This is a genomic window from Paenibacillus sp. 01L418 (assembly GCF_056400045.1).
Genome location: NZ_JBFTSN010000730.1, coordinates 1 through 1,526 on the forward strand (window position 1 = coordinate 1; position 1,526 = coordinate 1,526).

At 44.4% G+C, this 1,526-nt stretch carries 1 protein-coding gene and 1 pseudogene; both read right to left on the bottom strand.

Annotation, left to right across the window (positions count from 1 at the left end; genetic code table 11):
* A pseudogene (locus AC1DSE_RS35135) lies at positions 1-340 on the bottom strand (phosphoheptose isomerase); the annotation flags it as partial.
* 50 nt (positions 341-390) lie between these two features.
* Positions 391-1,526 (bottom strand): S-layer homology domain-containing protein (locus tag AC1DSE_RS35140; RefSeq protein ID WP_477529108.1); only part of this gene is annotated, 1,136 nt, incomplete at its 5' end.

Sequence of the window (1,526 nt, forward strand, 5' to 3'; positions counted from 1 at the left end):
CGTCATTAGCGTAAGCTGTCATAAAAGCACTCTGACTTACTAACGAAATGGCGGGTAAAGCACCTTGCAATCCATTACAAATCTCGTCAGCCTCTTCTGGAAATAACTGCGTAAACTGATGCCGGAAGGTTTCGGGAACCGAACGTGTTAGCATGAAACTTTTCATCAATTCCCCCACAATATGCTCGCTATCGGCTGCGCTTCCACCGTTTCCGGCAACCAGCACTTTTCCATTATGACGATAACAGGTTTCCAAGAGGCTAAAGGATTGCTGGATTTCAGGAAGACATTCCTTCAAATCCGGATACTTGGCATAGAGAGCTTGTAGATGACGATTCATGCATGATTTCCTTTCAAGAAGCAATTTCGATTACATTGTCCTTCACTTCATTAAGACTTATTAATTTGATTAATCATAATAAGAATGAACTGTGCTGCCTCTGCTCTCGTAGCATTAGCTCGCGGATGGAACATATTATCCCCTTTTCCCTGTACGAGGGCCGCTTCATTCATTGCTGCCACAGAAGGCATTGCCCATACAGGTATGTCCTTGGCATCGGCAAACTCGACATTCATGCTTGTATCTTTATTCAGTCCAAGTGCTCTTGCGACTAGTACGGCCATCTCTGCACGTGTGATAAGCGCATTAGGAGCAAATGAATCAAGACTGATACCAGAAACAATGCCAGCCTTCACAGCTGCTTGCACGTTTGCTGCATACCATGCATCCTCCTTCACATCCTTAAACAGCTGCACTTCCTCAGATGCTTCGAGGTTTAAAGCACGAACTAAGAGAGATACAAATTCCGCTCGAGTTGTATCGCCTGCAGGCTTGAACATGGAATCATTTACGCCGTTCACAATATGCTTTGCCGACAATACTTGGATCGTTCTTGTAGCCCAATGAGTAGTGAGCAAATCGCTAAACGTCTTGTTATATTCCAAAACTGCATATTTGCTCAAATGCCGAAGTTTGACAGTCAATGTTTTGGCACTGCTGTTCACTTTACCACCCACATATTCCCAAACCTTAGTCAACTCGTTATAGTAATAAATACCGAGAAGCTCTTCATCAACCCCATCGGCATCATAAGGTAAAGTAATCTCTACACCGTCTTTTCCCCCTTTAACTTCGACCACGCTGCCGTCTGTCTTTTTTAACTTCATACTAATTTCATACACTTGACCTGCAATTGTTATTTGTGCAGTTGCACTTTGAGAGGCTGACCGCTTGTCACCCGCTTCGCTCACTGGCTTAATCTGCGCTTCAATTGCTGCCCCTGCCTCATTGCCGATCTGTCCTCTCCAAGCATTGAGCAGTTCTCGATCTACATTTACGATTACCGAACCCGCCACTACGGATAAAGGATGATCTCCAATTTGCGCTAATGGAATCGATACGACGGATTGGTCATTGCTTAGCTTTACTATCGCTTTACCATTTTCCACTGACACTATGCTCCTAGCCATATTTCCATTGCTTCCGCCAGAACCATTATTACCTCCATTGCTGCTGTCTGTAGAAA